This window comes from Chryseobacterium ginsenosidimutans, assembly GCF_024807225.1.
Lineage (GTDB): Bacteria > Bacteroidota > Bacteroidia > Flavobacteriales > Weeksellaceae > Chryseobacterium > Chryseobacterium ginsenosidimutans.
Genome location: NZ_JANUCO010000001.1, coordinates 1,748,205 through 1,774,484, shown reverse-complemented (window position 1 = coordinate 1,774,484; position 26,280 = coordinate 1,748,205). Strand labels below are relative to the sequence as shown.

23 protein-coding genes and 1 pseudogene are annotated in these 26,280 nt (G+C 33.6%); 15 read left to right on the top strand and 9 right to left on the bottom strand.

From position 1 onward, the window contains the following. The first annotated feature begins 235 nt into the window (after positions 1–235). Both J3D55_RS08550 and J3D55_RS08545 read left to right on the top strand, forming a co-directional pair. A complete protein-coding gene (locus J3D55_RS08550; RefSeq protein ID WP_259130372.1) occupies positions 236–1,096 on the top strand; it encodes a CPBP family intramembrane glutamic endopeptidase in 861 nt (286 codons plus the stop codon). 99 nt (positions 1,097–1,195) lie between these two features. Beyond that, positions 1,196–2,068, top strand: a complete 873-nt coding sequence (locus J3D55_RS08545; protein ID WP_259130370.1) for an alpha/beta hydrolase — start codon at positions 1,196–1,198, stop codon at positions 2,066–2,068. Between the two features lie 275 nt (positions 2,069–2,343). On the opposite strand, the gene J3D55_RS08540 is transcribed toward J3D55_RS08545, so the two are convergent. The 4 genes from J3D55_RS08540 to J3D55_RS08525 form a co-directional block, all read right to left on the bottom strand. Beyond that, positions 2,344–3,051 (bottom strand): DedA family protein, encoded by a 708-nt coding sequence (locus J3D55_RS08540; protein ID WP_259130368.1) that lies wholly within the window; start codon positions 3,049–3,051, stop codon positions 2,344–2,346. Positions 3,052–3,135: 84 nt separating this feature from the next. Next, complete coding sequence (gene prfB, locus J3D55_RS08535) at positions 3,136–4,248, bottom strand: peptide chain release factor 2 (protein WP_259130367.1); 1,113 nt, start codon at positions 4,246–4,248, stop codon at positions 3,136–3,138. A gap of 169 nt (positions 4,249–4,417) precedes the next feature. Further along, positions 4,418–5,530 carry an NAD(P)/FAD-dependent oxidoreductase gene (locus J3D55_RS08530; protein WP_259130365.1) on the bottom strand — a complete coding sequence of 371 codons (1,113 nt, stop codon included), beginning with the start codon at positions 5,528–5,530 and terminating at the stop codon, positions 4,418–4,420. Positions 5,531–5,631: 101 nt separating this feature from the next. After that, entirely contained in the window at positions 5,632–6,990 is a 1,359-nt protein-coding gene (locus J3D55_RS08525) for an ATP-binding protein (RefSeq protein WP_259130363.1), read from the bottom strand. Positions 6,991–7,108: 118 nt separating this feature from the next. Here J3D55_RS08525 and J3D55_RS08520 point away from each other — a divergent pair, with 118 nt between their 5' ends. The 3 genes from J3D55_RS08520 to J3D55_RS08510 all read left to right on the top strand — a co-directional run bounded on the left by J3D55_RS08520 (position 7,109) and on the right by J3D55_RS08510 (position 9,790). After that, a complete protein-coding gene (locus J3D55_RS08520; protein ID WP_259130361.1) occupies positions 7,109–8,011 on the top strand; it encodes an ABC transporter ATP-binding protein in 903 nt (300 codons plus the stop codon). 2 nt (positions 8,012–8,013) lie between these two features. Beyond that, positions 8,014–8,859, top strand: coding sequence for an ABC transporter permease (locus J3D55_RS08515; RefSeq protein WP_259130360.1), 846 nt, complete (start codon positions 8,014–8,016; stop codon positions 8,857–8,859). Positions 8,860–9,154: 295 nt separating this feature from the next. Beyond that, positions 9,155–9,790: a hypothetical protein gene (locus tag J3D55_RS08510; protein ID WP_259130358.1), complete on the top strand. Its 636-nt coding sequence runs from the start codon at positions 9,155–9,157 to the stop codon at positions 9,788–9,790. Between the two features lie 99 nt (positions 9,791–9,889). Here J3D55_RS08510 and msrB read toward each other — a convergent pair whose 3' ends face one another. The 4 genes from msrB to J3D55_RS08490 all read right to left on the bottom strand — a co-directional run bounded on the left by msrB (position 9,890) and on the right by J3D55_RS08490 (position 12,379). Further along, positions 9,890–10,993: a peptide-methionine (R)-S-oxide reductase MsrB gene (msrB, locus tag J3D55_RS08505; RefSeq protein WP_259130356.1), complete on the bottom strand. Its 1,104-nt coding sequence runs from the start codon at positions 10,991–10,993 to the stop codon at positions 9,890–9,892. 20 nt (positions 10,994–11,013) lie between these two features. Then, a complete protein-coding gene (locus J3D55_RS08500) occupies positions 11,014–11,463 on the bottom strand; it encodes a DUF417 family protein (RefSeq protein ID WP_259130353.1) in 450 nt (149 codons plus the stop codon). A gap of 80 nt (positions 11,464–11,543) precedes the next feature. Continuing rightward, a complete protein-coding gene (locus J3D55_RS08495) occupies positions 11,544–11,816 on the bottom strand; it encodes a hypothetical protein (protein WP_259130350.1) in 273 nt (90 codons plus the stop codon). Positions 11,817–11,827: 11 nt separating this feature from the next. After that, positions 11,828–12,379, bottom strand: a complete 552-nt coding sequence (locus J3D55_RS08490) for a sigma-70 family RNA polymerase sigma factor (protein WP_259130348.1) — start codon at positions 12,377–12,379, stop codon at positions 11,828–11,830. Between the two features lie 358 nt (positions 12,380–12,737). Here J3D55_RS08490 and alaS point away from each other — a divergent pair, with 358 nt between their 5' ends. The 6 genes from alaS (at position 12,738) to J3D55_RS08460 (ending at position 21,757) form a co-directional block, all read left to right on the top strand. Continuing rightward, positions 12,738–15,341 carry an alanine--tRNA ligase gene (alaS, locus tag J3D55_RS08485; protein WP_259135063.1) on the top strand — a complete coding sequence of 868 codons (2,604 nt, stop codon included), beginning with the start codon at positions 12,738–12,740 and terminating at the stop codon, positions 15,339–15,341. A gap of 106 nt (positions 15,342–15,447) precedes the next feature. Then, positions 15,448–16,476: an outer membrane protein assembly factor BamB family protein gene (locus J3D55_RS08480; protein ID WP_259130346.1), complete on the top strand. Its 1,029-nt coding sequence runs from the start codon at positions 15,448–15,450 to the stop codon at positions 16,474–16,476. 188 nt (positions 16,477–16,664) lie between these two features. After that, entirely contained in the window at positions 16,665–17,951 is a 1,287-nt protein-coding gene (locus J3D55_RS08475; RefSeq protein WP_259130345.1) for a hypothetical protein, read from the top strand. A gap of 22 nt (positions 17,952–17,973) precedes the next feature. Beyond that, complete coding sequence (locus tag J3D55_RS08470) at positions 17,974–19,119, top strand: hypothetical protein (RefSeq protein WP_510185682.1); 1,146 nt, start codon at positions 17,974–17,976, stop codon at positions 19,117–19,119. Positions 19,120–19,277: 158 nt separating this feature from the next. Continuing rightward, on the top strand, positions 19,278–21,482 hold the full coding sequence (locus tag J3D55_RS08465; RefSeq protein WP_259130342.1) for a hypothetical protein: 2,205 nt from the start codon (positions 19,278–19,280) through the stop codon (positions 21,480–21,482). Positions 21,483–21,520: 38 nt separating this feature from the next. Then, entirely contained in the window at positions 21,521–21,757 is a 237-nt protein-coding gene (locus J3D55_RS08460; protein WP_259130341.1) for a hypothetical protein, read from the top strand. Between the two features lie 50 nt (positions 21,758–21,807). On the opposite strand, the gene folP is transcribed toward J3D55_RS08460, so the two are convergent. Further along, positions 21,808–22,587 (bottom strand): dihydropteroate synthase, encoded by a 780-nt coding sequence (folP, locus tag J3D55_RS08455; protein WP_259135059.1) that lies wholly within the window; start codon positions 22,585–22,587, stop codon positions 21,808–21,810. Positions 22,588–22,906: 319 nt separating this feature from the next. Between folP and J3D55_RS08450 the strand changes: the two genes are divergently transcribed. The 4 genes and pseudogenes from J3D55_RS08450 to tpiA all read left to right on the top strand — a co-directional run bounded on the left by J3D55_RS08450 (position 22,907) and on the right by tpiA (position 25,881). After that, on the top strand, positions 22,907–23,473 hold the full coding sequence (locus J3D55_RS08450) for a DUF1599 domain-containing protein (RefSeq protein ID WP_259130338.1): 567 nt from the start codon (positions 22,907–22,909) through the stop codon (positions 23,471–23,473). A gap of 2 nt (positions 23,474–23,475) precedes the next feature. Beyond that, positions 23,476–24,589: pseudogene (locus J3D55_RS08445) on the top strand (BT_3928 family protein). Between the two features lie 87 nt (positions 24,590–24,676). After that, positions 24,677–25,024: a tellurite resistance TerB family protein gene (locus J3D55_RS08440; protein WP_259130337.1), complete on the top strand. Its 348-nt coding sequence runs from the start codon at positions 24,677–24,679 to the stop codon at positions 25,022–25,024. A 98-nt stretch (positions 25,025–25,122) separates the two neighbouring features. Beyond that, positions 25,123–25,881, top strand: a complete 759-nt coding sequence (tpiA, locus tag J3D55_RS08435; protein WP_259130335.1) for a triose-phosphate isomerase — start codon at positions 25,123–25,125, stop codon at positions 25,879–25,881. Positions 25,882–26,280 lie beyond the last annotated feature (399 nt).

Here is a 26,280-nt window from a genome sequence, read left to right as displayed (position 1 = left end):
AAAATAATTATTTAATTCGATTTTTAGATTGTTTTAGAAAACATTAATTTCAAGAGTTTATGAAGATGATAGGTTTATCAAAAGTCACTTCTTAATTATATCTTTATTTGTACCAAAGATTTTCAAATTTAGCAATTATACCGATGATTGATAAGAATAAAAGTTACGGATTGAAGTTTTTTGTAACAATATGGAATACTTTTCGTCCAATCTATTAATTTCGAACATAAATCAAATGATAAAAAAAATTATTAATTTTCCCATTACTAAAATCATTTTAGGAATCGGAATTTGTTTTTCTCTTCTTGTAGGAATTCAAAATCTTGTATCAAAGCCTATTTTTTACAGTTTTATTACAGAGAAAAGCATTGCAGATCCTATTATAAATTGTATTTCTTTTTTTGTTCTGCTGTCTTCCTACTATTATTTATTCCGTTTTTATGATAAAAGAGAAATTACCGAACTTTCTCTAAAGCGTTTTCCAAAAGAAATGTTTGGCGGTTTTATTGGTGGATTTTTGACGATTTCCTTATCTATTATCATTTTATATTTATTAGGATATTATCAGATCATAGGGATAACAACGGCTCATTATACCTTGAAATTATTTACTTTGTTAATGGTTGCCGCCTTAATCGAAGATCTGTTTATAAGAGGATTGATAGTACGGGAACTCGAGAATTGGTTGGGTACAAATGTTGCGATCATCATCGGAATGATACTGGAAATCTGGCATGTCTTCAATCCTAATTCTACGCTTTTCAGCTGTTTTGTAGATTTAGTTTGGGGATTTACAATGGCTATGCTGTTTGTTTACACCAAAAGAATTTGGTTACCCTTTTTCTTCCATTTTGGCTGGAATTTTTCTCAACCTTTTTATGGTTCCAATCTTACGGGATTAGATGATATGGGAAGTATTATTCAGTCTAAATTTAATGGTCCTAAAATACTTACAGGAGGAGCCGTTGGTATTGAAAATTCGATTATCACAGTAATATTTTTACTATCAATCGGATTAACACTGTATTATCTCGCCAAAAAAGAAGGTAAAATTATAAAAGGAAAATATCAAATTAAATCTGTAACTAATAATTGAGAATTTCGGCATTGAATAATCGGAGTTATCTTATCTTACACTCATAAAAATCATATTCTGCGACTATTTTTTACCATTATTTTTGTTTACTTTTATTCTATGAAAAAGCTGATTCTTCAATACCATTTCTTTGTTTTAGGGTTAATTGGCTTGGTTTTAAACTCATGTAATACACGAAAATTTAAAGTTTGGGTGGGAACGGATAACGAACAGAAAATCTATAACTTAAAATACGGCGAACACAAAAGGCAAAAGATGGATGTTTTTCTTCCGTCAAATTATCCTGAAAATTCTCCGGTTGTATTGATCGTTCACGGCGGAGCATGGACTTTAGGGAAAAAAGAACATATGATTCAGATTCAGAAAATGCTTTTTAAGAATCATATTCCGAGTATTAATATGAATTACAGGCTGGTTTCAACATCAAAGAAAATCACGTACAGAGAGCAGTTGGAAGACATCAATTCTGTCATCACAAAATTCAATGAACTGGCTGAAAAAGCGGAACTTCAACCCAATAATTACATTCTTCTGGGCGAAAGCGCAGGTGGACATCTTGCTTTGTTGTACGGTTATCAGAATCCCGATCATATTAAAAAAATCATTTCTTTAAGCGGACCGACAGATTTTTATTCTCGGGAATATCTGCATTCATTTTACTCAAAATATTCTTCATCAACGATTCAAAAGGTTGTCGGCACGAAGTTTCATCGTCAGAATTTGTCTGAGGAATTTAAAAAGGCAAGTCCGATTGCTAATATTTCTAATGTTCCGACTTTGCTGTTTCAGGGAAATCAGGATTTTTTGGTGAATCCAAAACAAGGTTTGGCTTTAGATTCAGCTTTAACGGCTCAACATATTACCCATAAATTCATTTTCATGAAAAATACAGGTCATGCACCCAGATTTTTCAGTAAAAAGAAAAGAGACAGTATTATTTATCCTAATATTCTGGATTGGATTAAAAATTAATTTCAGAAGTTAGATAAATGTTTAGTATATGGCTTTTGATCCTTGTCAAGGCTTAAAGCCTTGACAAGGATTTTACCGTTGAATCTCTCGCAGCCCGACCTGAGTGGAGCTCTTTTTGCCGCAGCGCAGCGGAGGCAAAAAAGCGGGAACGGAGGGCGGATTAAGCTGCCCAAAAAAGCATTTCAAAATTCAGGCAATAGATCTTCCTTAAAATGACAGATAAAAAAATAACCCGCTTCAAAAAGCAGGTTATCAATATAATGTATTGAATTGTTTTATTTATTTTCTTCGTCGAAATCATGATTTTCATACTTGGAAAAGTCTTGTTTTTTCCCGAATAAAAACTTAATAATTACCGGCACTGTCGTTATTAAAACGATAACAATGATTATCAGTTCCAGTTTCTTTTTAAGGTCGATACCGAACTGATCCATAAATAATTTATCAAGGTAATGTCCTGCAAAAATCAGTAAAAACGACCATAAAACCGCTCCGATGATGTTATCTCTTAAGAATTCTTTTTTATCCATCTTCACAATTCCGGCAACGATGGGTGTAAAAGTTCTTACAACCGGTAAAAATCTTGCCATAATAATTGCTAAAGCTCCGTTTTTTTCAAAGAAATCATGAGCTTGATAAAGATACTTTTTCTTGAAAAGCATAGAATCATTTCTCTTGTATAAAGCGGGACCCGTTTTGCGCCCGAAATAATACCCCACTTCATTACCAATAATTGCGGCAATCGCAACACAAGAAGCTAGAATCGTGGTGTCTAAGAAATCACTTCCCGTAGATCCGAAAGTTTCTGAAATAATTTTCACCGCATAAATCCCTGATACGAAAAGCAGTGAATCTCCCGGAAGAAAAAAGCCTACAAACAAACCTGTTTCGGCAAAAATGATGAATAAAATCAACCAGAATCCACCATTATCGATATAAAATTCTGGATTTAATAAATCTTTCCAGCTATTGAAATCTCCCATACATTTTGATAAGTAACAAAAATAGGATTAATAAATGTCAATCCGAAATTTATTATGTGATTTTAACGAAATTTTAAAGTTGAGTTATAACTCCATATCATCATCCGAAACTGCCGTTCCATCCGCCATCAGAAACGCTTTCAGGAATGGCGTAAGATTTCCGTTCATCACGGCATCTACATCGGAAGTTTCGTGCCCGGAACGTACATCTTTTACCAGTTTATAAGGATGCATCACGTAATTTCTGATCTGGCTTCCCCACTCGATTTTCATCTTGTTGGCTTCGATTTCGGTACGCGCTTTCAGACGTTCTTCCAATTCCATTTCATATAATCTCGAACGAAGCAACTGCATCGCTTTTTCTTTATTCTGAAGCTGCGAACGCGATTCTGAGTTTTCAATGATAATTCCTGTTGGTGCGTGACGAAGACGAACCGCCGTTTCTACCTTGTTTACGTTCTGACCTCCCGCTCCGGAAGACCTCATCGTTTCAAATGAAATATCGGCAGGATTGATATTGATCTCAATCGTATCGTCCACCAAAGGATACACGTACACCGAAACGAAACTCGTATGACGTTTTGCATTAGAATCGAAAGGCGAAATTCTTACCAATCTGTGAACCCCGTTTTCACCCCTCAAATAACCGAAAGCAAATTCGCCTTCGATTTCCAGCGTCACGGTTTTTACTCCTGCAACATCACCTTCCTGAAAATTCAGTTCACGGATTTTATAGCCTTGTTTTTCACACCACATCGTATACATTCTCATCAACATTGCCGCCCAGTCACAACTTTCAGTACCTCCTGCTCCGGCTGTAATTTGAAGTACCGCAGAAAGTTCGTCGCCTTCATTGGAAAGCATATTTTTAAACTCTAAATCTTCTATTTTTTCGACCAATTGAGGGAAACTTTCGTCCAGTTCTTTTTCAGAATCCGGATCTTCTTTGGCAAATTCCATCAAAACTTGTAAATCTTCAAACTGAGTGTTGATTTCATCATAAGCTTCCACCCATTTTTTCTTAGAACGAAGCTGCTTCAAAAATACTTCTGCTGTTTTCGGGTTGTCCCAAAATTCCGGTGCTGCAGTTTTTTCATCATCATTGGCAATTTCTATCTTCTTTTTATCGATCTGAAGATATTTATGGAGGTCATCAATTCTGGATTGGATGTCTTTTATATGGTCGTTGTTGATCACGAATGTTTATTTTTTGCAAAAATACGGATATTTGTTTTATAACCACAGATTTCACGAATTTACACAGATTCTTTTATCTCCCGCAAATTTTACAGATTACGCAGATTTTAATGCAAAAAAAATTAAATTCCTGTTAAAAGATCCGTATAATCTGTAAAATCTGCGAGGCTTAAACAAAAATCATTTCCGCAACAATCTCCCCTATTTTTGGAGCCAGTGCAACGCCCATTCCTGAAAGTCTGACTGCACAAAATTGTTTGTCTGAAAGTTGTTTTACAATCGGAGTTTTTTCTGAACCCATCGCCATAATTCCTGACCAGCGAAGGGAAATTTCAAATTTCTGATCGGGCAAAATTACGTCTTTTAAAAAATTTTCCAAATGATTCTGCAGAAATTCGGTGGTTTCAAAAGCCGTTGTTTCTTCTGTTTTAAAATCCTGATTTCTTCCGCCACCTAATAAAATTCTGTTGCCGAGGTTTCTGAAATAATAGAATCCTTCATCATAATGGAAAGTTCCTTTTAGTTTTAAATCTTCAATCGGTTCGGTTAAAATGATCTGTCCGCGAGCCGGAATTATTTCTTCCTTTTCTAAAAATTTTGAAGCAAAAGCATTTGTACAATGAATAATTTGGGATGATTTAATCGAAAGGTTTTCTGATAATTGAACTTCTATTTCATCTACATTTTCAACAATATTTTCCACTTCTGTTCCGAAAAGGAATTCAACTTTTAATTCATTGCATTTTTCTAATAACTTCTGTAATAATTTCCCGGAATGTAAGCTTCCTTCACACGGATTTTCAATTAAATATTCAGATTTTCCGAGTCCGAATTCTTTGATTTTATCTTGATTTAAAAAGTATGTTTTTTCAATTCCGGTGATTGATTTTAGTTTTTCATTTACCTCATCAATTTTTTGTAAAGGTTGATCGTCATTAAGAATTTCAAAGCCGCCGTTTAATTCAAAATCAATTTCTGAATTTTTAAAATAGATTTGAATTTTCTGTAAACCGTCGAATCTCATTTTCACCAAATCCAACGTTTTTTCCCAGCCCATTTTTTCAGAATCAGCAATAATTTCCGTTAAACTTCCAAAACAAGCAAAACCTGCATTTCTCGTCGAAGCTCCCAACGGAACTGAATTTCTTTCAATAACCAAAACCGATTTTTCAGGATATTTTTCTTTAATCGAAATTGCCGACCAAAGTCCCGTAAAACCAGCTCCGATAATGATAATATCGCGCTTTCTGTAAAATGTTTCAAGTTCCCAAACGCTGTTCATGAGTAATGAGTAATCTTTTTTTGTTGATCGTTGATCGTTTATGGTTGATTGTCATTTTATCAGTCGAAACGATCAACTTATAATTAATAACTTATAATTCTTTATCCTTGACTTTTTCCTTCTTCTTCATTATGCTGAAAACCGATTTCCCGTCTTGGTTCTTCCACAACTCTGTAAGAATCTAATTCGGCTTTTAAACTTTGAACCCGATATTGAAACTGATCAAAATTATTGATAATAACATCACCCAAAAATCTTGCAATCTGATCCAGATATTCTTCTGTCAGCTTTGCTTTAGCATCTCTCAAAGCTCCGTTTAAAAGGGTTTTATCGATTTTAAGATTTTCATTTTTCGTTTTTTGATACAGGTTTTTGATTCTCTTTTTCAGGCTTTGGGTAAAATCAATCAGCATCGTATTGCTGAAAACCTTCATTTGCGAAGAAACGTCGTGCCAGAAAGGAACTTTATCCGCTTTATTATTCCTTAAAATTTTATATAAAAGAGAATCTTCTTCAAGATTTCGGATCATTGAATACAGGATAATTTCTGATCTTTCCCCATGATTTGGCGGGAAAACAGGAATCATCACATCGAATCTTCCGGGAGCCAGAATTTCTTCATCAATTTCTGCCACAGAATTCGCCGAACCGATCATCAACAAGTTTTCCTGCTCAAATTTTGAGATATAATGAAGAATAATTTCCTGTGTTTCGAGATTGCATGAAGCCACATTATTTTCGGCTTTTCTCGCCATCATAATTTCATCAAAATCATCTAAAAACATCAAAACTTTGTCTTCTTTCATTACCGACATCAAAAAATCATTGAAGTTGGTTTCATTTCCATCAACAAAAGAAGTTCCGAGAGAATGTTTTTTAACTTCTTTAAATTTATACCCGATGATTTCCGCAATTTTATTGGCCCAGAAAATTTTTCCGCTTCCGGGAGGTCCGTACAAAATAATTCCTGCAGGTTTATTAATTCCCCAATCTTTAATTTGCTGCGGATTTAAAAACGGTTCCAACACGCTTGAAATATAGAAAAACAAGTCTCTGTAGCCAATGAAATCTCTTTTCTGAAGACTGGTTTTATGCCCGAAATAATCATAGACAAATTGGTAATTTCCGCCTAATTTATTATCAATTCCATAGCTTGAAATGGAAGATTTAAAAAATCCGTTGTCAAAAATATTCGGGTTATTTTCCTTAATTGCCTTTTCTACTTTTTCTTTCGGCTGATTAATGGTTTCTGCGATTTGTTCGAGTGTTTTGGTCTTATCTAAATCTTTTTCATACAGCTTTAAAAAATCAATATTTTCACGGGCAAACTTTTCAAAATCTTTCTTGATTTCAAAATTTGTACTCACGCATTGAACCAATTCAAGATCAAAATCCTGGATAAATTGTTTTAGAGCTTCGGCAGAAACATTCAGTTCTTTTGCCAGATCAATTAACTTCATAAATAACCGATTAATTCTATCAAATTTAACATTTTTAAATATTAAAATTTGTTGATTTATAATATAATTTGTAACATTTTGTAAATTATATGGACTACTACTATGTAAAACAAATTACATGGAAAAGATTTTATCAGTAAAGAATCTGACGAAAAAATTTAAAAGAGTTGTTGTAGACAATATCTCTTTTGACGTCGAAAAAGGAAACGTATACGGACTTTTGGGACCGAACGGAAGCGGAAAATCCACAACTTTCGGAATGTTGCTTTCAACAATCAACCCTACAAGCGGAGAATGGTATTGGTTTGGGAAAAAAGGAACCGATCCCGATACATTGAAAAAAATCGGGGCAATTATCGAACAACCGAATTTCTATCCTTATTTGAGCGCCGAAACGAACTTAAAAATCGTTGCCGAAATTAAAGGAGCTCCTTATGCAAGAATTGACGAGGTATTGAAAACCGTTAATCTTTTCGAAAGAAAAAAAGACACCTTCAAAACCTTTTCTTTGGGGATGAAACAACGTTTGGCGATCGCATCTGCAATGCTGAATAATCCTGAAGTTATGATTCTTGATGAACCAACAAACGGACTTGATCCGGAAGGAATTATCCAGATCCGTGAAATCATCAATAATATTGCAAAACAAGGCATTACGATCATTATCGCGAGTCACCTTTTGGATGAAATCGAGAAAATATGCAGCCACGTAATTGTTTTAAAAGAAGGAACTTCTTTATATTGTGGAAGAGTGGACGAAATAACGGCAAATAATGGCTATTTCGAATTAAAAGCAGATAATAATCCTTTACTTCTAAGCGCATTAGAAGAACTTCAATGGTTTACTTCAGTAAAACAGGATGGTGATATTTTGAAAGCCCAAATTCGCGATGATGCATCGATTTCGGCTTCAGCTCTGAATCAGAAACTAGCTGAGAAAGGTATTTTCTTATCACATTTAACGAAGAAAAAACTGTCTCTAGAATCTCAATTCCTTGAACTTGTAAAAAACACGAACTAATCATGATAAAATTATTAAAACTAGAATATTACAAAAACCTGAATTATACACCATTCAAGGTTTTCACGATACTTTATTTTGCGATTCTTATTGCATTGCTTTTCATTGGATTGATTGATTTTGATATTTTCGGAGGAAAAATCAATCTTAAAGAAGAAGGTATTTACAATTTCCCGGAAATCTGGAATTTCACAACATACATTGTTGCTTTACTGAAGATTTTCTTAGGGTTAATCATTGTTTTCTCGATTTCGCAGGAATTCAGTAACCGAATGTTTAAACAAAATACGATCGACGGATTAAGCAGAAAAGAATTTATCACTTCAAAACTATTAACGATAAGCATTTTCACTATTGTTTCTACCATCGTTGTATTTGCGATCACCATGTTTTTGGGATATCAATATTCTAAAGTAACTGATTCTGCAAAGGCCTTTCAAGAGGTTTTCTTTATCGGAAATTACTTTGTAAAACTGTTTACATTCTTCTGTTTCCTGATGTTTCTTTCTATTTTATTAAGAAAATCTGTTTTCGTATTTCTTGCTCTTTTTGTTTTCTGGATCGGTGAAGGTATTCTATCTGCCGTAGAAGTCTACACAAAAGTAAGCGGAATGCAGGGCGAACAAAGAAATCAGGTATTGCAAAACGACTTTTTTGTCACTCACCTTTTACCGTTAGAAAGTATGTCGAGCCTTATTCCTAACCCAATGATGAGACTGAATATGGCAAAAATGATGGGAATGAAATATGAATTCCACTACCCTACAGAAAGTATGATTGCTTGTCTGGTTTGGTGTGCGATTTTCATCTTCGGGTCGTATTGGATTTTGAGAAAAAGAGATTGGTAGATTTTATAAAGAATTTAAATAGTAAACCTGTTTAAATTTTTATTTGATTGTTGGAAATCGCAAAGGCGCAAAATAATATGTATAACAATGTTTTAAGACGCAAGGATTTTATCTGTGATAAAATTTCACAACGATAAAACTTGCTGAAAATCTTTTGTCACAATGATTTCCAATAAAAAAGAGTTATAAATTTTCAATAAAAGTTTAAACATATTTATTATAAAATTAAGTGGTTCGGTTTCGGATCACTTTTTTTGGCTTAAAATTTTCATTCAAACTGGTTAAAATAATATTGATGAAGAAAATTTATTACGTTCCGGGATTGATAAGTGCTTTGTTGATTCCGATTTTGTTTTGGTATTATGGAAATCAGAGAGTTCACCCTCAATATACGGTTGTGGATTTGGGAATTCCTCCCAAGTTAACAAAAGATACTTATAAATATTCTCTTGAGCCTTTAAGAAACTGGAATTATAAAAAAATTGTTGTAGAACCCAATACGGCAGTTAAAAACCAACAATATTATGTCTCAGAATTGAAAAAACTTCAGGCAAGAAATGAAAAAGAAACCGGAATTGAGTTTGTAATTGGTGATAAAAACAATTATCCGGATTTTGTTGCATTAATAGACGCCATGAAACTCGCAAATCAGGAATCTTATGGTGTTGATGTTGGAAAAACCGATCATTTTTTTGCAATTCATTTTTATAAAGATCCCAATAGGATTGAAAAAGCTTCCGATGTAATTGGAGGATGCATAGTTTATATGGACGATTTTAAAGAAGCTACTTTGAATTTAATTAAACCTGAAACTTATATAAATCATGTTCCCAATCAAACATATTACATCATTTTTGGCTTTTTATTGTTTTTAAATATTTCAATGTTGAGCATTAAAGAAAGATTTCAACTGCAAAGATTTCATTATTAAAATAGATTCTTGCTTTGTTCTGAATGACAGCGAATTGATAATTTAAAAACAAAAAAAAGACTGTCTTTCGACAGTCCTTTCAATCACCTCACTTAATACTTATTTTTTATCTAGCAGAGAAATATATTCTCCGTACCCTTCTTTTTGCATATCAGCTTTTGGTACAAACTTCAGCGAAGCACTGTTGATACAGTAACGAAGTCCACCTTTATCCGCCGGTCCGTCATTGAAAACGTGTCCCAAATGGGCATCTCCGGTTTTACTTCTTACCTCTACTCTTGTCATTCCTGCTGATTTATCTAATTTTTCGTCAACCACTTTTTTAGAAATAGGTTTCGAAAAACTTGGCCATCCACAACCAGATTCGAATTTATCTGTTGAGATAAATAACGGTTCACCTGTTGTAATATCTACATAAATTCCTTCACGAAATTCTTTGTCATATGCATTACTATGAGGCATTTCCGTTGCATTTTCCTGCGTCACTCGATATTGTTCTGCAGTCAGTTTTTCTTTTAAAACTGCTTTATCCTGTTTTTTATATTTCATTTCTTTAGTCTCTTTTTTAGGAAGCGGGTTTGCGTTTTTCGCCATTTCAAAAAGTCCCGGCTCGATGTGACAATACCCTCCCGGATTTTTATCCAAATAATCCTGATGATAATCTTCTGCTTTGTAGAAATTCTTCAACGGAATTGTTTCTACGACAACCGGCTTACTGAAATTTTTAGCTAATTTCTGAACTTCTTCTTTTATAATAGCTTCTGTAGCTTTATCTGTAGAATAAATCCCCGTTCTGTATTGATCTCCTCTGTCATTTCCTTGTTGGTTCAGACTTGTAGGATCAATTGTTTTAAAATATAAATCTATCAGAAGTTTCAGATCCACCTGTTCAGGATCATATTTTACTTTTACTGTTTCCGCAAAACCTGTTCCATGGCTTACTACTTCTTCATAAGTAGGGTTGTTTTTGTTTCCGTTGGCATACCCAACTTCTGTACCTACAACACCGCGAATCTGTTGAAAAAAGTGCTCTGTTCCCCAAAAACATCCGCCTGCAAAATAAACTTCTTTTACATTTTTACTGTCCATAATGGTCTCATTTTCTTTTTTAGTTTCCGTGGATTTCATTTTAGAATCTCCACAACTTCTTGCAAATACTCCTATTCCCAGAATCATTCCGAGTAATATTAATATATTTTTCATTTTTATCTTTTTATTTGTATTCATTTTTTATCATTTTGAAGTATCATTAATCCGAATCCTAAAAGCATTAAATCTTTTAAAATAAAAAAGTCTGTTATAGGAATTCCGTCCACCACTTTCCAGATTCCGGGAGTTGTAAATAAGTAACTCAAAGTAGTAAGGAAAGTCACGATCATTCCGATTGCTGCGTATCTTCTTAAGAATGCAAATTTCACACTAAATATGAGAAGTAATGCAATGATAATTTCTATCGCTCCGATAGCATTTGACACCGCTTGGACGCTTACCATATTATATACGAAAAAAGTGAGAAAGTGGTTTTCTACCAAGTTTTTTATTCCGGCGGCTTCGGTGGGCGTAAATTTGAAAATTCCGATCCAAAGTAAGATAATAGCCGCTCCGAAAAGCGAGATATAATATCCTAATGTGTACGTTGATAATTTTTTGCTAAGTTCTGTAGTTCCGTTCATTTTTTTAAGATTTTGAATTAATACTTTGTTATTTTCAAAAGTATAGTCGGAACAATTTCAAAATCCTGACAAAGTCTTTTCTAAATATCTAATTTTTTAATTACTTTATCTTTAAAACCCTGAATTTCAGAATCATTAATTTGAATATTTTCTTCTTTAAAAAGCTTTCTTTTTAAAATATCATCCAATATTTCCAGTTTCTTTTTGTAAGCTCTGCACCATTTGCAGATTTTCAGGTGCATAGAGAGCTTCCAGTCCTCTTTTGGAGAAATGGAATCGGCATTTCTTTTTTCCATGAGCAAGGTCGCTTCACTACACGGTAAAAATATAATATGAATAAGTCTTTTCAACATTTTTTAATTTATTACGATTTTGCAAACCAGTTAAAATCCAGACATTCTCTAAGCTGCATTCGACTTCTTTGCAGAATCTTCCAAAGATTAGTCGTAGAAATATTTAATTCCTGACTGACTTCCGGTGCTTTTTTTTCTTCAAGATAATACATTTTCATAGGAATTTTCCATCTGGAAGGCAAATCTTCAAGACATTCTTCCAACGTTTTATTAAAATCATCATCATCCAAAAGTTCAGATTCTTTGTTGGAGGCATCCCAATCAGTCAAGACATCATTATTCCTCCATGATCCATTTTCATCAAAAAAATGATCAAGCCTGATTTCGGGTTCGGTTTTATATTTTTTCCGGTAAAAATCGGCAACCTTGTAATTCAGAATCGTATAAAGCCAAGTTAAAGGTTTACTTTTCCCTTCAAAAGAATCATAAGACGAAAACGCAGAAATAAAAACTTCCTGAACGATATCTTCCGCTTCAATCTTGTCCGAAAGCACATAAACAGCCCTTCTTAAAAGAGGTTCGGAGTATTGTTCTACCCAGTTTTTTATCACATCATTCTTCATCCTTTTCGTTTTTTTTATTTAAATCTGACTTTATATCAGATTATAGCGAAGATAATAAGTTAAACGGAAAAACACAAAAAAATAGCGAGTGCAGAAACTGGAAAATAGCTTCTGGAAAAACTATAAATTATCAATGAGGAATTATGAATTATCGTACAAGTTTGACGATCCGAACAATACCGAACAATTGCTGAGTGAAGCGCCATTGCACACGAAAAAATCAATCAATTTAAATTATCTTAACATCTTTGCATTTAACATCATTCAAAACATAACATTAATTATCCCAAAATCAGCTAAAAATCTTAAATTTGCATCTTATCGAAAATTTGTAAAAAGCAAAGCAATATATATCATGATGACATCACAAGAGATACGTCAGAAATTTTTAGATTATTTTAAAAGTAAAGACCACCTTATCGTTCCTTCGGCGCCAATTGTGCTGAAAGACGACCCTACTTTAATGTTTTCCAACTCTGGAATGACGCAGTTCAAAGATTTTTTCTTAGGCTACAAAACGCCTACCGCCCCAAGAATTGCCGATACACAAAAGTGTCTGAGAGTTTCTGGGAAGCATAATGATTTGGATGATGTAGGTAGAGATACTTACCACCACACCATGTTTGAAATGTTGGGAAACTGGTCTTTTGGTGATTATTTTAAGAAAGATGCTATTGCTTTTGCCTGGGAATTATTGACGGAAGTGTACGGAATTCCGAAAGAAAATTTATACGTAACAATTTTTGAAGGAGACGCTTCTGAAAATCTTGAAAGAGATCAGGATGCCTATGATTTCTGGAAATCTCACATTTCTGAAGACAGAATTATCAACGGAAATAAGAAAGATAATTTCTGGGAAATGGGTGAAAGCGGACCGTGTGGACCGTGTTCTGAAATTCATATTGACATAAGATCTGAAGAAGAAAAAGCTAAAGTTTCAGGACTTGAATTGGTAAATAACGACCATCCTCAAGTGGTAGAAGTCTGGAATCTGGTTTTCATGGAATTCAACAGAAAAGCTGACAAATCGTTGGAAAAACTTCCTGCTCAACACGTGGACACAGGAATGGGCTTCGAACGTCTTTGTATGGCGCTTCAAGGGAAATCTTCCAATTATGACACCGATGTTTTCACGCCTTTAATTGCTAAAGTTGAAGAACTTTCAGGTAAAAAATATACAGGAATTTTAGAAGACGAAAAAGATATTGCAATTCGTGTGGTGGTAGATCACATCAGAGCGGTTTCGTTTGCGATTGCAGACGGACAATTGCCTTCAAACGGAGGAGCTGGTTACGTAATCCGAAGAATTTTAAGAAGAGGAATTTCTTATTCTTACAGATTCTTAGATATGAAAGAGCCTTTCCTTTATCAGTTGGTAGCTGTTCTTCAGAATCAAATGGGAGCATTCTTCCCTGAGTTGGAGAAGCAAGGAAATTTGGTAACAGAAGTTATCAAAAGTGAGGAAGAATCTTTTCTTAATAAGATCGAAAATGGGTTAATTAGAATTAACAACATCATCAAAGACACCCAAAACAAAGGAGAAACGATTGTTCCGGGGAATTTGGTTTTTGAATTATATGATACACACGGATTTCCTGCAGATTTATCACGAATCATTGCTGAAGAAAAAGGATTGACGATTGATGAACAAGGTTTTGCTGAAGAAATGCAAAAGCAAAAAGACCGTTCTAGAGGTGATTCTGAACAAAAAGTATACGACTGGGTAAACTTAGAAGAAAGAGAAGAAAAATTCGTGGGTTACGACCAAATCGAAGCGGAAACCTACATTACAAGATACAGAAAAGTAGAAAATAAAGACGGCGAATTTTATCAGGTTGTATTAAGCAACTCTCCTTTCTATCCAGAAGGTGGTGGACAAGTTGGTGATAAAGGTGTCCTTGAAAATGCTACGGAAAGCTTCGAAGTATTAGAAACTAAAAAGGAAAACGGATTAATTATTTCTTTAATCAACGGTCTTCCGAAAGATGCAGGAGCACTTTTTTATGCTAAAGTAGATGCAACCGACAGAAAAAATTCTCAGGCAAATCACTCTGTAACTCACTTGTTACATGAGGCTTTGAGAGATGTTTTAGGAACTCATGTTGAACAGAAAGGTTCGTACGTTGGTCCTGATTATCTTCGTTTTGACTTCTCTCATTTCAATAAAATGACGGAGGAAGAATTGGCTTTGATTGAAGAAAAAGTGAATGCAAAAATCAAAGAAAGCATTGCATTGCAGGAATTCAGAAATATCCCGATCAAAGAAGCGATTGACAAAGGTGCAATGGCTTTATTTGGTGAAAAATATGGTGACAACGTTAGAATGATCCAGTTTGGAAGTTCGAAAGAACTTTGCGGTGGAACTCACGTGAAAAGCACCAGCGAGATCGGTCATTTCAAAATCAATTCAGAAAGTTCTGCAGCAGCGGGAATCAGAAGGATTGAAGCGATTTCAGGAGATAAATCTGAGGAATATTTCAAAAATTTAGAAAAACAGATCATTGAGCTTTCTCAATTGTTAAAATCTAAAGATGTTGTAAGATCTATCGAAAAATTAATTGAAGAAAATTCTTCCTTAAAAGCGGAAGTTGAAGCATTCAAAAAAGAAAAAGCAAAAGGCGAAATTGGTGATTGGAAAGGAGCTTACGAGCAAAAAGGAGACAAATTACTTTTAGTAAAGAGAACTTCTTTGGATGCCGGTTCGGTAAAAGATATTGTCTTCCAGTTGAAGCGAGAAATTCCGACTTCCATTACGGTTATTCTGTCCGACGCAGACGGAAAACCAATGATTACTGTTGGCGTTTCCGATGATTTAGCAGGAATTTATCAGGCTGGAGCACTCATTAAAGATTTAGCAAAAGAAATCCAAGGCGGCGGTGGCGGAAACCCGGGTTTCGCAACAGCAGGAGGAAAAAATCTTGATGGCTTGGAAAATGCTTATCAGAAGGCTTTGAATATTTAATTTTTATAATTAAATCAAACATAATAAAGCAGTTGTTTTTTAACAGCTGCTTTTTATTTTTAACGGAATATTTTATTTATATTGGTTTATCATTATAAAAAACACAATGACAAAGGTTTGGTTTTTATTATTTTTCTCACTTCTACTTTCTTGTAAAGAAGCAAAAACTATAGATTACGACAAACGTCATGCTCTCATTGCAAATATTAATGCTAAAAATAATCTACTCGTCTATTCTTATTGGGAAGACAATAACTATGCAATAAAAGTAGAAGATTTAAAAACCAATAAAACAATTTTCTCAACAAAAATTACAGATAATTGCTTTACTGAGCCAAGAATATATCAAGACAAATTATATTTCCCAGAATCAAATCATACATTTACTTGTATTGATTATAAAACCCAAAAAATCATCTGGAAATCATCTACTAAAGGCAGAATAAGAGAATTTCAAATCGTAAAAAATGATGTTATTATCGCAAGTATTAATGTATATGGTTTAGTTGCCATCAACTCAAATACAGGAAAAGTAATGTACGAATTATTACTTCGTTCTGATAAGGATTGTCTGGTTGATGATGCTCCACGACCTGTTGGTTTTGATGAAAATTATTTTTATGTCGCTAATTTTAATTGTTCATCTTTATCTGCTTACGAGATTTCTTCAGGCAAAAATGTTTGGAGCAGGAAAGAAAATCCAACTCCATTATCTAATTTTACTGTTGCAGGAAAATACATTCTCATAGGAAGTAAAGAAAATGATGAAAAAAGCGAAATCATTTTACTGGAAGCCAAAACGGGAAAACTACTCTTTCAACAAAACGCATCATTTAATATTTTCGCTGATCCTGTTTTTTATCAAAATAAAATATACTATCAAACCAACGAATCTCTGTTAAATGAATTTGATATTGAGAAAAAGAGAAATAAGACAATATTTAATTTCAATACAACAGATCATATCGGTTGCAATCAAATATTTCCTCTAGATCATTCTTTATATATTCAGGATTGTAATTATAACATTAATAAAATTGATTTAACAACCAATAAAAGAAAGATTGTAGATAAAGGTTCAAAAGGATTATTGGGCGTTTACAAAATTAATAATCAGGTTAAATTTATTTATTAAAAGAAAATTCAAAAGCCTTAAAAATCTTAAATAAATCCCACTTTTCAAAAATAAGAGAATTAAACAACAAAAAAACCACTATATAACTTTCATATACAATGGTTTTTATTTTTAACAAAAGATTATATTTTTTCTTGAGGTTTTGTAACTTTCATATCAATAGTTTTGTCTTATTAACAAAAAACTCAATGACAAAACTTTTATCTCCGTTATTTTTATTTTTTACGATATTATTTTTCGGTCAGACGCAACTGAAAGTATTCAACAAAAATAATAAACAACCCATTCAGAATGCTGCCGTTTATTGTGACGATAATCTGCTCGGAAAAACCAATCATGAAGGTGTTTTGTCATTTAAAACAAAATGTAAAAAGGTTGAAATTCTTGCCAGTAATTTTGAAGATGCTTTGGCTGATGTAAAAAAATCGATGGACGTATCGATGAAGCCGTTGTCTGAAAAAATGGACAATATCGACAGGGTTGTCATTACAGATAAAAGTGATCCGCGAGCATTAAAAATTTTGGATGAAGTGAATAAAAGAGCCAAAGAAAACTCTCCGAAATCTCTGGATTCCTACAATTTTAAATCTTACACCAAATTTTCTATCGACGTAGATAAAGATTCTATTGATACTTTTAAAAACTTTTTAGCGACAAGAAAAGATTCACTTTCAAAAGTTGATCAGAAAGATTTTAAACAAAAAGAAAGTGAAAAAAAAGATTCGCTGACGAACGAAGATTTTTTGAGTGCGACTGAGCAAAGCCAAATGTTTCTTTGGGAAAAAGCAACGGAATACAAATTCTCTCAGAAATTCGGTGAAAAAACCAATATCATCGACAACAGAATGTCGGGTTTTAAAAATCCGATTTATGAAGCTTTGGCGATTAATATTTCCAATCTGGACAGAACTCCGAGACAGTTGAGACCGGAAAACAGGAAGTTTTTCAACTTTTATCTTTCCGATACTTTACAGCTTGACGGCAGAAAAACGTTCGTCATTAAGTTCAAAGAAATTACAGACAAGAAAAAGCAGAATCCGAGAAAATTCAACGGGAAAATATATATTGATGCAGAAAATTTTGCCTTAAAAAAGTTTGAAAGCGCCAACAAAAAAAGAAACGAAGGTGATATTGTTTCTGTCTGGAAACCCATCAACAAAAAATGGTTTTTAGATTATGAAGATATCAAATTAAAAATGGGCGACCAAAGCTTTAATACGTCTAAAAAAGATAGTTTAAAACCTGGAGAAAAACCTAAATACAATAAGAAAACCTTTGGAAATTATCTGTATGTAAAAAATCGTTTCTTTGATTTTGAACTCGATGAAGCGCAGAAAGCATCCGACTTCAAAGGCTATTCTCTTGAAATGAAAAGCTCCGACGGAAGCTTGCTTCAGCAATACAGAAACCGACAGTCTTACCACGAGAGAAAGCGCTACTTACACCAAAATCGACAGTTTTGTACAAAAGCATGATTTTGAGAAAAAATTAAATACTTTGACGCAATTATTGCGAGGAAACCTTCGCTATAAAATGATTGATTTTGATCTTACTAAATTTTTCAGTTATGATAAATACCAAGGTTTACGTTTGGGAGCAGGCGTGAAACTGAACGAGAAATTCAGCAAAACATTTTCTCCCTATGGTTATTTCGGATATGGTTTTAAGGATCATCGTTGGAAATACGGTTTAGGTTTAGACGTTAAATTATCCTCCAAAAGAACGTCTGTTTTCCGTGTTGATTATGTAGACGATGTCTTTGCAGCAGGGAGATTCAGCAATAATATGTGGGATATGATGATGAAAGTAAACGACATTAATCTTGATCTTCACAATGCCACTTTCTATAAAAACCAAAAATGGGGAGCTTCATTTCTTTATGATATTTCCAATTCATTAAGCATGAAAATCGCCGTGAATAAAGAAAAACAAGAGGCACTTTTCGATTATCAGTATAAAAATTTTGGGAACAGTTTTGATAATACCAGTGCAACATTATCATTAAAATTTGCTCCGAATGACAAAAATATCATGACGCCAAGCGGAAAATTCACCTATGAAAAAGGCTATCCTCAGATTTTTATGAATTACGAAAAAGGATTCAAAACCTTAGGCGGAGATTTGGATTATCATCGATTGGACGCCTTAATTATTCACCAGTTCAGATCAAAATTAGGCTTCACCAACATCAAGCTTTTCGGAGGAATATCTTCAGGAACGGCTCCAATCTGGAAGAATTTTGAAATTGCGGGTCAGAGAGATCAAAATTCTGATAACTGGTCTTCTGCGATCAATACTCCCACCAACTTAGGATTTGCGACGATGCCTTCAGGAACTTTCTTTGCGGATAAATTTGTCGGATTTAAAGTTTCACAATATTTACCGTTTAGGTTTAAAACTTTTGGGTCAAAATATTCTAACATCGAACTTGAGTATCAATCGGCAATTGGAGGTTTTAAAAACAGTGCAGATCATCAATTCCAATTCCAAGTCTTAGATCATTATTATCAGGAAGTCGGATTTATATGGAACCGGTTTTTGGGCAGAAATTTCGGAGTTGGCTTCTCCTACAGACTGGGATATTACCAAACATCACAATTTAAAGATAATTTTGGTATAAAGTTCAGATTAAACATTCTTTAATAAATTTTGATTATTGTAAACATATCTATCAAACTCTTGAAAATTTCGGGAGTTTTTCTTTTATTATGAAAGATAATTCCAATTAAAAATGATATTAATATCAATTAACAAAACTTTTCTAAGACAATAAATATCAGTAATTTTACCCAGTTTTTCACATGAAAAGGGTTTTACTATTTATATTTTTCTGGACGTATATTTTTGGTTATTCACAATCGAAAGTTGCTTCTATTGAAGGCGTTGTGATAGAAGACAAAAGCGACCCGAGAGCCCTGGAAATATTAAAAAAAGTCAATCAGTTATTTAGAGAAAACTCTCCGAAAACCCTGGATTCTTACGCTTATAAATCGTACGAAAAAATCTCTCTGGATATTGATGAAGACAGCATAACTCAATTCAACCAATTCTTCGAAGAAACCGGAATGTTCAAGAAGAAGAGAGAAAAAGATTCGTTAAACAATATTTCAGCCCGAAAAATATTTTCAAAGAGCAAATTGTTCCTGTGGGAAAGAGCTCAGGAGTTTTTATACTCAAAAAAATACGGGGAAAAAATTAATATTCTCGACAACAGAATTTCCGGACTGAAACAGCCGATTTACGAGATGATTGCCCTTCAGCAAAGCAACAGAGATAAACTTCCGGCCCAGCTGAAACAGGAAAACCGCGGACTTTACCGATTCTTTTTAACGGATACGATTACCATGGACGGAAGAAAAAATTTCGTCATTCGTTTCAGGGAAGTTAATTATAAAAAAGCTGATAAAAAGAGAAAATACAATGGAGCGATTTATGTTGATACCGAAACCTACGGAATCAAAAAAATCGAAAATTTCAGTAAAAATAAAAACGACGGAATCATCACAAGTACATGGATTTTCTTCAATAATAAATGGTTTTTAGCAGATGAAACAGTAAAACTGAAGATGAGCAATATGGCGATGGAAGAAGACGACAAGGAGCATCCGGAAGAAAAGCATGAGAAAAAAAATAAACAGAGTTTCGGGACTTATGCTTTCCTCACTTCAAAATATTTTGACTATAAATCTCCGATTGAAAATGATCAGAAAGACTTTAAAGGATATACTTTTTCGGTAAAAAACCTCGGCGGAAAAACATTAGATCAATATCGAACCGATCCGTTATCTGAAAGGGAAAAAAATACGTACACCACCATCGATAGCCTTGGAAAAATTTATAATATTGATACCAAAGCGAGAGTTTTAACTGGTTTATTAAACGGACAAATAAGAGTCGGAGCAGTTGATTTTGCGGTGGATGAAATCGCGAATTTCAACTCTTATGAAGGTTTCAGGTTAGGTTTAAAAGCTAAACTTAATGAGACTTTTAATCCTTATTTTTCGCCTGATTATTATTTTGCGTACGGTTTTAAAGATGATAAACTGAAGTATGGAATCGGTTTGGATATTAAGACAACACTTGATAAAAACTCCTTTTTCAGGCTTGATTATATTGATGATGTGACGGCCTCCGGAGAATTTTACCGAAGACTCTGGAATTTCAAAATGAGGATGGCAAATTTTGGAAATAACTTAAATAACGACCGATATTATCATTTCAAAAGTGTTTCTATGTCTTATTTAAATGATGTGACAAATGGTTTGACGCTGGTTTTTGCCGCAAGAAGAAATGTTGAGGAAGCCATGTTCGATTATTCATTCAGAGACCGAGGTCCTGCTTTTGATAATTTCAACACGTTATTTACGTTAAAATATTCTCCGAATTCAACGAATATCATGACGCCGCAAGGGAAATCTCTGATCGATCAGAAATATCCTGAGTTGTATTTTAATTACGAACAGAGCTACAAAACTTTTGGTGGAGATTTTAATTATACCCGATTTGATGCGCTTTTCGTTCATAATTTTAAAACAAGATTCGGAACGACAGGATTCAGATTATATGGCGGAATGGTTTTCGGAGATGCCCCGATCTGGAAAAACTTTACAATGAACGGATTGGCTTCCCCGAGAAGAGATTTTAATTTTAACCTTACCTCATTCCTCGGATTTGCCACTTTGGAGGGCGGAAAATATTATAGCGACCGATTTGTTGCCTATTATTTTACCCACAAAGTTCCTTTCTATTTTAAAAGTTTTGGGCAGAATATTTCAAGTTTCGACTTTGTTTTGAGAGGCACAATCGGAGATATGACACATCCGGAATACCATCAATTCAGATTCCGACCTTTGAATCATCTGTATCAGGAAGTTGGCTTAGAATGGAATAATTTCCTTTCCTCTTACTTTAATTTAGGATTATTTTACAGAGTCGGATATTATACAACTCCGAATTTTATGCAGAACTTTGCCGTTCAGTTTAAATTAAAACTATTAGAATTCTAAATAGTGGTAATGAGCAATTGTAAAAATAAAAATAGTATATGCAAAAAATAGAAATACAAGCAGAACAGTTCTTCGAATTATTAAAATTAAAAGACACATCGATGTGGGAAATTTTTGCCCAAATGATTGATGGAAACGAAAAAGAAATCATCTTTTTAGACAATGAAAACAAGATTCTTTTCAATTATGTTCTTCCTGCAGAAAAAGAGAAAATGGAAGAAGACAGAAAAGAGTTTTCAAAAGAATTTGCGGATAAATTATCGAGCGGTAATTAATGTTGGAGAGTTTTAGCGTGAAGAGTGATAGCGATTCTACTCAAACTCTATTACTCTAAAACTCTCCCACTCTTAAATATATCAACCGTTTTCTTAGCTTCCGCAACATAATGAACTCTCAAGATTTTTGCTCCCTGTTGTAAAACTTTCAGGTGTAATTTCTGAGTTTCTTCATTAATATCCAAAGCAGATTTCCCAAGCGGTTTGTAAATAAAAGATTTTCTTGAAATCCCGATCAATAAAGGGGATTTTCCAAATCCTAAATATTTTACTTCATCGATCATTTTCATCTGATCTTCCACTGTTTTTCCGAAACCGAAACCGGGATCAAGAATAATATCATGAACTCCCTTTTCTAATAATTCATTGGTTTTTTCAGAAAAATACTGATTCACAGAAAGCGTAATATCTGCGAATTTTATTTTATCATGCATCGTTTCATACGAAGGATTTACATGCATTAAAATATAAGGAAGCTTTGTTTCTGCGGCTGTACCAAACATTTTATCATCAAAATTACCGCCCGAAATATCATTAATAATATCAATTCCTTCATTAAATCCAAACTTCACGGTTTCAGCATAAAAAGTATCCAGAGAAATTAAAGCTTCCGGAAACTCTTTTTTAAGTAAAGAAATGATATTTCCAATTCTCTTAATCTCTTCTTCAAAACTCAAAAATTCTGCATTCGGACGTGTCGATTGAGGTCCAATATCGATGATTTCCGCTCCTTCTTTTAATAATTTTCCCGCATGATTCAACGCTGATTTTTCATTATTAAATTTTCCGCCGTCAGAAAAAGAATCGGGCGTAAGATTCAGAATTCCCATGATTTTCGGAACAGACAAATCGACCAGTCTTCCGTTGCAGTTGAGAGAGTTTGAGGATTTGAGTGTTTGAGTGTTTGAGAGTGCTGGAATCGGAAAATTTGAGGAAATATGAGCCTTGTTTGATGAGCTTTTATTGGACATTGGAATTATGAATTGAAATTTATTTTACAAAAATAAAACAAAAAAGAATGGTAAGATTCGAAAAAACGCAAAACTAAAGCTCTATTTAGCCAAACACTCCCACTCTCAGACCCTCCAACCCAAAAACCCTCTACTCTCAAACACAAAATTTCGTATATTTGAAAGATTAAGAGAATTTATGTCAAAAACGTCAGTACAGTTCGAGAATATTATTGGTGAATGCCGTGAACTTTTTAGTAAAAAATTACAGGATTACGGTGCAGCATGGAGGGTTTTGAGACCAAGTTCGATTACGGATCAGATTTACATTAAAGTCAACAGAATCCGTACGTTGCAGATGACCGACAAAAAAATGGTGGACGAAAGTGAAGAAGACGAATTCATTGCCATCGTGAACTACTCTATCATCGGACTGATTCAGCTTGAGAAAGGCTTTTCCAACGATTTTAACGAAAATAAAGAAGAGATTTTAAGTCTTTATGATAAATATTCTAACGAAACACAGGCTTTAATGGAAAGAAAAAACCATGATTACGGTGAAGCTTGGAGAGATATGAGAATTTCTTCGATCACAGATTTAATTTATCAGAAAGTATTAAGAACAAAACAAATTGAAGATAACCAAGGTGTTACCATCGTTTCAGAAGGGTTGGATGCCAATTATTTTGATATGCTGAACTATGCCGTTTTTTGTTTAATTAAATTCTCCGAAAAAGAAAACAACATCGAATCCAAAACAATTTAGCTATGATAAAAGGTTTATTACGTTTCCTTATCGCCATCATTTTCATCCTTTCCGGTTTTGTAAAAGCGGTGGATCTGGTTGGTTTTTCCTTTAAAATGGAAGAATATTTTGCTCCCAATGTTTTCAATATGCCATTTCTGGAAAAGTTCGCACTGCTTTTTTCAATTATCGTAGTGGTTTTAGAGCTTGTTCTTGGGTTTATGCTTTTAATAAAATTAAAACTTAAATTCACTCTTTCTGCATTAATTGCGCTTTGTATTTTCTTTGGTTTTCTCACGTTTTATTCGGCCTATTTCAATGTAGTGACGGATTGCGGATGTTTTGGAGATGCTATTAAATTCACGCCTTGGCAGAGTTTCGTGAAAGATGTTGTGCTTTTGATAGGATTAATTTTCATATTTATCCTTTACAGAAAGGAGTTTAAGAAGAAAGATGCGTACAGCTACAGTGGTAAAAAAGAAACCGGAAATAAATTTAAATATATTCTTTTAGCTATATTTTTTATCGGAATGATCTTCGTTGGAGCTCATGGAATTGTTCACGAACCGCTTATTGACTTCCGTGATTATAAAATCGGAACAGATTTAAAGGCAGAAAAACAAAAAATCAATAAAAATCCTTCTGAATACAAAACGTTTTATTCTCTTAAAAATTCGAAAACAGGAGAAGTTTTAAAGATCAATCAGGACGATTATATTAAAGAAACAAAATATTGGGCAGAAGGTTCGCCGTGGAAAATTGAGGAAGGAAAAAATGAATCTGTTTTGATAAAACAAGGTTACAAATCTGAAATCGCAAAATTCAAAATCGAAGATCCTACAGGATTGGAAGTGACTGAATCCATCATCAATGCTCCAAAAGCGATTCTGGTTTTCTCTTATCAACCGCAAGATGTTTCCCCTGAATTACTGAAGCAAGTGGAAGCTAAAGTCAAGACTCAGGGCGCTAATGTTGTGTACGGAGTTTCAACGTTGCCAAATACTTTCAAAACCATCAAAAATACGATGATGGACGGAAACTGCCATTAAAACCATTGCAAGAAACAACCCTTTTGTTTTAATTTTACAAAACGGAAAAATTGTAGACAAACAACCTGCAAAAGACTATGTGAAATAGTTAATTGTGAAATGGGTAATGATAAATTGTTATTTTTAAATGCAGTCAATTAAATTTTAATTTAAACCAAACTTTAAACATACTTTAATGCAAAAATCAAATAAATCGATCGCCGGTTATCACTTATTAATGATCCTTTCCTCTGTAGACGGAGAATTTGCTCCGGAAGAAGGAATGCTTGTTCAGCAATATTTAGCCGATGAATTTCCTTTTAAAGTGGATTTGGATAATGAACTTGAAGTGATCGCTTTGCTTCAGCCTGAAGAATGGAAAGGTCATTTTGAATTTCATGCGCGTTGTTTCTTCGACGATTCTACGGAAGAAGAGCGTGTGAGTTTCATTCAATTTGCAAAAACATTAATCAAAGCTGACAATATTGTTACCGATGAGGAACACACTTTCTATACGCTTTTGAAAAACCTTTGGAATATATAATTAATTGAGAAATTAGATAGTAGAAGTTAGAAATTAGTATGAGAAACAGCCAATTTCTAACTTCTAAAGTCTAGCTTCTAACTTCTAAAATAAGATCTATGAGAAGAAAAATAGTTGCAGGAAACTGGAAAATGAACAAAAATGTAATTGACGCTCAACAATTAATGGTTCAATTACTTAGCTATAAAAATAATAACGCAACAAACTGTGAGGTTTGGATCGCTCCTCCATCTTTATACTTAATGATGGCAAAAGATATCTTCGAAAAAGATGAAATCGGAGTATTTTCTCAGGACATGAGTGAGCACGAAAGCGGAGCTTATACAGGAGAAATTTCTGTAGATATGTTGGAGTCAATCGATGCAACAGGTTCATTGATAGGACATTCTGAAAGAAGACAATACCATGGTGAAACAGATTCTCACTGCAACAGAAAAGTAAAATTGGCTTTGGATAAAGGCTTAATTCCTGTTTACTGTAATGGTGAAACTTTGGAACAAAGAAAAGCGGGACAACATTTTGAAGTCGTTAAAAACCAAACTGAAGTTGCTCTTTTCACGCTTTCTGCAGAAGAAATTAAGAAAGTAGTTATCGCTTACGAACCAGTTTGGGCAATCGGAACAGGTGAAACGGCGACTCCTGAACAAGCTCAGGAAATCCACGCTCACATCAGAAGCATCATCGCTGCAAAATACGGACAGGAAGTTGCTGACGAAGTTTCTATCCTTTACGGAGGTTCTGTAAAACCGGATAATGCTAAAGAAATTTTCTCTCAACCGGATATCGACGGTGGTTTGATTGGTGGAGCTGCTTTGAAGCTTGAAGATTTTTCTAAAATTATTGAGGGTTTTAATTAATCCTAATTAAAATATTTTATATGAAGATCGTCATTTTGACGGTCTTTTTTTGTTTATCTATTTCCCACAGATTACACGGATTTACACAGATTTTTGTGTTTTATTCGTGAAAACATTTGTGCTAATTGTGTTTAAATATTTTCGCAGATTTTCTTTAACGCAAAGTTTTAATTTAATTATAATTAATTTTAAGTGAGCTAAGAATAATCAACAAGTTGATTTGATGAAGCTATATTTTCAAGCTTCGCGTAGCAAATTTATTTGCCTTTTGATAACTAAAATCATAGATTTAAAAATAAAATCTTTGCGTTTAAATTAATTTTAAAATTCAAAAATAAAACTCAAACATCTGCGCAAATCCGTGCAATCTGTGGGAAACAAAAGCATATAAAAACAAAA